Below are 6,443 nucleotides of genomic sequence, written 5' to 3' on the forward strand. Positions count from 1 at the left end.
ACCGGCTTGGCGCCCGAGAGCCCGCCGTCGGCGCGTGGCCCGCGGACACCCGCCTGGCCGCGCCGCCGCGGCCGGTGGTGGCCGTCTTCAGCAGCCTGCCGGACCTGGATCCGCGGTGGCGGCAGCCTTTCGAGCGAACCGTCGCACGGCTGCGGGACGCCGGCGCACGCATTGTCGAGATCGATCCGACCCCGTTCCTGGCCGCCGCGAAGCTCCTGTACGAGGGCGCGCTGGTCGCGGAACGCTATGCCGCGGTCGGCGAGTTCGCCGACGCGCACCCCGAATCCGTCGATCCCACGGTCGGTTCCATCATTCGCGCCGCCCGCGACCTGCCCGCACACCGGCTGGTCACCGACCTGGCCGCGCTGGAACGCCTGCGCGCGACCGCCATGGCGAGTCTCGCGGGCACGGACGCGCTGCTCACCCCGACCGTGCCGAACCACCCGACCGTCGCCGAGGTCGCCGCCGACCCGATCGGCGTCAATTCCCGGCTGGGCACATACACGAACTTCTGCAACCTCTTCGACCTGTGCGCGGTGGCCGTCCCCTCCGAGGAGCCGCACTTCGGGGTGACGGTGCTGGCCCGGGCGTTCGAGGACGCCGTCGCGATCGATATCGCCGCCCTGATCACCGGCACGCCACTGGACCGCGACCAGTGCTGGCCGACGGCCGTCGCGCCCGTGCGGGACCTGGTCGTCTTCGGTGCGCATCTGCGCGGTCAGCCCCTCGAACACCAGCTGATCGAGCTCGGCGCCCGCTGGGGCGGCCCGGTCGAGACCACCCCGGACTACCGCCTGGGCGCACTCGACACGGTCCCGCCCAAACCGGCCGTGACCCGGGTCGCCGCAACCGAATCCGGCGTCGCGGTCGCCGGGGAGCGCTGGCTGCTCTCCCCCGCCGCCCTCGGCCGCTTCCTCGCCGACCTGCCCGCCCCCATGCAGCTCGGCGCCGTCGAGCTCGCCGACAACACCTGGCACACCGGCTTCGGCTGCGCGGGGGCGGCCGCCGAATCCGCCAAGGACATCAGCGAATACGGGGGCTGGAAGGCCGCGCTGGCGGCCGGAGCCGTCGGCTGACGGGGTCCGGCCGGGGCGCGTCAGTCCTTCCAGAGCGCGGCGATCCGCTCGGCCTCCGACTTCCCCTGGGCGCGACCGGCTTCCAGTGAGGGAGCGCGGGTGACGGTGTCGAGGGGGTTGAGACCGAAGGCGGTGGTGGCCGCCTCGTCGGGCGCGATCACCTCGACCCGCGCCCCGGCCGCGACCAGACCGGCGACCTGGGCCTCGAGCTCCTCGTCGGGCATGGGCGCGATCACCAGCACCCGCGCGTAGCCGGTGGCGAGGTCGGCGTTGACCGAGGTGCGGACACCGCCGTCGGTGTAGCGCACCCCGTCGATGGTGGCGCACGGCCACACCATGGGCACCGCCGAACTGGCCGTCACCGCGTCGACCAGCGTGACCCCGGAATCCCTGTCGAAGACCCGCGGTTCGCCGGTCTCCGCGTTGACCGCGACAATGCGCAGGTCGCGCTCGGGCCACTCGTGCACCGGCAGCCGGGTCTCGATCACGGCCCGGCGGTCGGCCTCGGCGACGGTCTCCGCGGTCAGCGCGAGCGCCCCGATCCGCTGCCGCCGTTCGGGCGAATCCCCCTGCGTCTCTTCGATGATCGCCGTCATGGTCTCCCAGAGCCCGGCGAACTTCTCCATGGACGGCACGATCTCGCGGCTCTGGACGGCCGGATCCACCTGCCGCCGCACCAGTTCCGCGAGTTCGGTCCCGCTGCCGATCTGCGCGGTCACATTCGACCCCGCCGACGTCCCGAGCAACAGGTCCGCCCCGGTCACATCCACCCCCGCAGCGGCGAGCCCGGCGACGATGCCCGTCGCCCAGGAAATCCCCGCCACCCCACCGCCGCCGATGACCAGCGCACGTTCGGTCGTCATTCGTCCCACTCTCTCACCGCTCGAGAAGCACACCCTGCGGTTCGCAAGTTACCGGCTGCGCGCCCGCCGTGACGGCTGTGCGCAGATGTCGGCTCAGTCCGAGATCTGGGTGGCCCCGGCATTGGTGGCGTCGCGGATCACGCGCAGGCTCGCGGTGAGGTCGTCGAGCTGGGCGGGGGTGAGCAGGCTGGTGAACCAGCGGTCGATGCCGTCCAGATAGGCGGGCAGCACGCGGGCGACGCGGGTGGCCCCCGCGGCGGTGAGGACGGCGTAGGAGCTGCGGCGGTCCGCCGGGTCGGGTTCGCGGCGCACGAAGCCGTTGCGTTCCAGGCGGTCCACCAGGCGGGTGACGCCACTGGTGGACAGGTCGGTCTGGGTGGCCAGGTCGGTCATGCGCAGCCGGCGGCCGGGTGAGCGGCTCAGGCGCATCAGGGCATTGAGGTCGAGACCGGAGAGTCCATTGCTCTTCCAGGTCTCCTCGAGCCGGGCGACGAGCCCGTTGCGGGCCTCGTAGAGCAGGCCGACAGCGGTCAGCCGGGGGTCGTCGAAGAGATGCTTGGGATCCACGACGACCAGCGTAAACCAGATGATTTCGCCGGGGATAGTTGACACGCGGAACAAATGCGCTATCTTGTTGTCAGCGCAATATTCCGCACCGCAACTAAATGGAGGTTCTCATGACGACACAGCACTGGGCAGCGGGATTCCGTGCGCCACTGGTGAATCCGGCCGAGGTGATCAAGCTGGCCGAGCCGCGGGACTTCGCCGACGAGACGGTCCGTCAGGTGGTGCGGGTGGCCGGCGGCGGTTCGGGCCTGCGGGTGCGGCTGACCAACCGGTACGGCACCGAGGACCTGGTGATCGGGGCCGCCCGGGTCGCGCTGCGCAAGGCGGGCGGCGAGATCGTGGCGGAGACCGACACCGAGGTGCGGTTCGCGGGGTCCGCGTCGACGCGGATCCCGGCCGGGGCCGATCTGGTCAGCGATCCGGTCGAGCTGGCGCTGGAGGCGGGCGCCGAACTGGCGGTGAGCGTCTACCTGCCGGAACCGACGCGGCCCGCGTTCGCCCAGCTCCCGATGGATTCGAGCTGGATCAGCGCCGGCGATCGGACGGGCGACATCGCACCGTCCGATGCCGAGGAGATCGCGCTGCGGTTCCTCCTCACCGGCATCGACGTCGCCGTCGATGCCGACGCGCCGGTGCTGGTGGCTTTCGGCGACTCCTGGTTCGAGGGCGTCGGCTCCACCCACGCCGCCAACCGGCGCTCGGTGGACGTGATCGACGAGCGGCTGGCCGCCGGGTGGGCGGTGAACCAGGGCATCAGCGGCAACCGGCTGCTGACCGACGAGATCGGCGAACACGGCCTGGCCCGGTTCGAGCGGGACGTGCTGTCGGTACCCGGGGTCGCGGCCCTGTGGGCCAACTTCGGCATCAATGACCTGATCCTGGCCGGGACCGCCACCGCCGAGGCGCTCATCGCCGGGTTCACCGCGCTGGCCGAGCGGGCCCACGCCGCCGGGCTTGCGGTGTACGCCAACACCATCGGCCCGTTCGGCGGGGCGATCTACCCCGGGCTGTCGGTCGCGGACGGCATTCCGGTCCGGAACGCGGTCAACGAGTGGCTGCGCGGGACCGACGTGTTCGACGCCGTCTTCGATGTGGCGGCGGCCGTGGCGGATCCGGCCCGGCCGGACTTCATCCGCCCCGATCTCGACAGCGGCGACGGGATGCATCTCAATGACGCCGGCGCCCGGGCGATGGCGGAGACGGTGGATCTCACCGTGCTGCCGCCCGCTTTTCAGGGCACGCGCGGTCCGGCGGCCTGATCCTGCCGCAGCCCGGCGGCCCACAGATCCGCGGTGAGGGCGTTGACCAGGGCGAACAGGCGGGGTTCGGTTCCACGTCATTGCCCTGGACAATGGCCATCGATTCCGGGCCGATGATCGGCGGCGGGGTGAGTAGCGGCGGTCAGCGCGGTTTCACCTCGGCCAGCAGTTCGGGGCCGCGCTCCTCCAATCGGGTGGTCGCCGAACGGATTCCGAGCAGCGCGACGAGTACGCCGAGCAGCACACCGACCGGCAGGGCGGCCCATTGCACGAGCGAATTGTGCAGGTAGGCACCGATTCCCAGGATGGCCAGGGCGGGCGCCGCGGCCAGCACCTGCACCAGGCCGACCGCCAACTGCATGAGCATCTTCATACAACCGGGGTTCCCGGTGCCCGCGAACGGATTTCCGCGCTGCGGCGGCAGCGCGAAGGCGGCGTGGGTGGACAGATACACGACGGCCCCCACACCCACGCCGAACAGCACCGGAAGCGTCGACAGCGCCCACGGATACAGGTGGGCCAGCCCGAGCGCGCCGGGCAGGACCAGGGTGGAGATCACCGAGACCGGTCCGACCAGCAGGGCCCAGGCGTAGGCCCGGCCGCGCACATCCGCGCGGGCCGCGCCCGGGGTCACCAGTGTTTGCCAGACCGCGGTGCCGTCGAATCCGTACAGGTTGGTGCTGGACATGGTGGCCAGCCAGACCACGAAAGCGCCCGAGAACGCGACGGTCCCGCTACCGCCGTTGCGGACGGACAGGAAGATCGGCAGTACGAACCCGATGATCAGCAGCGGGATCAGGGCCGCGCGACGGCGGCCGTCGCGCCACCAGGTGCGCAGCTCCTTGGCGACCACCGCGCCGACCGGGGTGGTGGGCAGGAAGCGGTCGAGCACGCCGCCGCCGGTGTCGACCATCTGGGCTTCGGGGGCGGGCGGGGTGGTGAGTCGGCGTTCCAGCAGTACCGCCCACGACTGCCACAGCACCAGCGACAGCAGGGCCAGACCGAGCAGGGCCACCAGCGCGAGCAGGTAGTCGCCGCGGGAGGCGGCCTCGACGGCGTACGGGGCCCAGCCCGACGGCACCGACCGCAGCAGAATGGACAGGCCGCCGCGGTCGCCGTCGAGTTTCGGCCCGACCGTGCTGATGAGCAGGTTGAGCGGGTAGTACGCGAGTCCGATGAGCGCCGCGAACAGCACGCCCAGGTCCTTACCGCGCCGGGAGCGCATGGCCGCGCCGATCCAGGCCACCACCACGCGGGCCAGCAGCACCACGAACACGAGTTGCAGGACCGCGCCGAGCGCCGCGATTCCGGCCGCGGCCCAGCCGATCTGGGCCCCCAGCAGCACCAGGCCGCCGAAGGCGATGAGGTTGACGATGGGCGCGGGTCCCACGAACGCGGCGGCCCCGAGTCCGTAGGCCAGTTGCCGAGTCGTCAACGGCAGCAACCGGAATTGCTCGGGTTGCAGGGTCTCGTCACTGGTTCCGGTGACCACCGGCCCGCAGATCCAGCCCAGGGTCCAGGCCCCGAACAGCGCCGCGGCGATCGTCACGCCGCCGTGCACGCTCTCATGCGCCTTGGCGATGATCAGCGCCGTGAACAGGGCCACCGCCAGCCCGAAGACGCTGCCCAGCACGAAGTTCAGCGCCGACCGGCTCTCGCGCAGGCCGCGCCTGATGACGCGCAGCCGCATCCGGATCAGGACGCCAACCACGACAGCCCCTCCTCACCGCCGACCCGCCCCCCGACGAGCCGCACGAACGCCTCCTCCAGCGTCCCGGCACCGCGGACCTCGGCGAGGGTGCCGCCCGCGACCACGCGGCCCCGATTGATCACCGCCACCCGATCGCAGATCGATTCCACCAGGGCCATCACATGACTGGACAACACCACCGATCCCCCGGCGGCCACGAACCGCTGCAGGATCGTCCGGATGGTTCCCGCCGACACCGGATCCACCGCTTCGAACGGCTCGTCCAGCACCAGCAGTCTGGGCGCGTGCAACAGCGCCGTGGCCAGCCCGATCTTCTTCCGCATACCGGCCGAATAGTCAACGACCACAGTGTTTTCCGCGCCGTCGAGCTCGAGCACGTGCAGCAGCTCGTCCGCCCGCCCGACCACGGTCGCCTTGTCCATCCCGCGCAGCAGCCCGGTGAAATTCAGCAGCTCGCGCCCGGTCAGCCGCTCCGGCAGCGCCATCCCGTCCGGCAGCACCCCGACCACCGCCTTCGCGGCGACCGGGTCGGCCCACACGTCGTGCCCGAAGATCCGCGCCATCCCCTGATCCGGCCGCAACAACCCCACCGCCATCGACAGCGTGGTCGTCTTCCCCGCGCCATTGGGTCCCACCAGCCCGAAGAACGACCCCGGCGGCACCGCCAGGCTCACCCCCTCGACCACCCAGGGCCCACCGAATCTCCTGTACAGCCCGCTCAGCTCGAGCGCCGACCGCCCATTGCTCGTCACAAGCCCCTCCTTCGCGCGCGCCCCCACGGCGCTGTGCTCACGATACGTCCGAACCCGCTGTTCAACGAGTTATCGCGAGAGGCTCTCAGTGCGCAACGAGCCCGCGAACCAGCGCGGCGGTCCCGGAATCGCCGGATCTGCGCCGCCCAGCCGCGGATACGAACTCGCCTGTGACGAACGGTGGTCCGGCACAGGCGAGTTCGGCGTAACGACGG

At 71.5% G+C, this 6,443-nt stretch carries 6 protein-coding genes; 2 read left to right on the forward strand and 4 right to left on the reverse strand.

What is annotated here, in order from left to right; genetic code table 11:
- The coding region (locus tag ACWELJ_RS06340; protein WP_452365125.1) for an allophanate hydrolase-related protein at positions 1 to 1,076 on the forward strand (1,076 nt) is incomplete at its 5' end.
- Positions 1,077 to 1,096: 20 nt separating this feature from the next.
- Here ACWELJ_RS06340 and ACWELJ_RS06345 read toward each other — a convergent pair.
- Entirely contained in the window at positions 1,097 to 1,939 is an 843-nt protein-coding gene (locus tag ACWELJ_RS06345) for a patatin-like phospholipase family protein (protein ID WP_452365126.1), read from the reverse strand.
- Positions 1,940 to 2,032: 93 nt separating this feature from the next.
- Positions 2,033 to 2,506, reverse strand: coding sequence for a MarR family winged helix-turn-helix transcriptional regulator (locus tag ACWELJ_RS06350; protein WP_452365127.1), 474 nt, complete (start codon positions 2,504 to 2,506; stop codon positions 2,033 to 2,035).
- Between the two features lie 110 nt (positions 2,507 to 2,616).
- On the opposite strand from ACWELJ_RS06350, the gene ACWELJ_RS06355 reads away from it, so the two are divergent.
- Positions 2,617 to 3,765, forward strand: coding sequence for a GDSL-type esterase/lipase family protein (locus tag ACWELJ_RS06355; protein WP_452365128.1), 1,149 nt, complete (start codon positions 2,617 to 2,619; stop codon positions 3,763 to 3,765).
- A gap of 142 nt (positions 3,766 to 3,907) precedes the next feature.
- On the opposite strand, the gene ACWELJ_RS06360 is transcribed toward ACWELJ_RS06355, so the two are convergent.
- Both ACWELJ_RS06360 and ACWELJ_RS06365 read right to left on the reverse strand, forming a co-directional pair.
- A complete protein-coding gene (locus ACWELJ_RS06360; protein ID WP_452365129.1) occupies positions 3,908 to 5,476 on the reverse strand; it encodes a hypothetical protein in 1,569 nt (522 codons plus the stop codon).
- Positions 5,461 to 6,228, reverse strand: coding sequence for an ABC transporter ATP-binding protein (locus ACWELJ_RS06365; RefSeq protein WP_452365130.1), 768 nt, complete (start codon positions 6,226 to 6,228; stop codon positions 5,461 to 5,463). Before ACWELJ_RS06365 ends, ACWELJ_RS06360 begins: the two co-directional genes overlap by 16 nt.
- Positions 6,229 to 6,443 lie beyond the last annotated feature (215 nt).

The sequence above is a fragment of the Nocardia sp. NPDC004582 genome, from assembly GCF_053602115.1.

Excerpts from the sequence above, each read along its gene's own strand:
- ACWELJ_RS06345 (WP_452365126.1), bottom strand. The coding sequence starts at position 1,939 with ATGACGACCGAACGTGCGCTGGTCATCGGCGGCGGTGGGGTGGCGGGG.
- ACWELJ_RS06355 (WP_452365128.1), top strand. The coding sequence starts at position 2,617 with ATGACGACACAGCACTGGGCAGCGGGATTCCGTGCGCCACTGGTGAAT.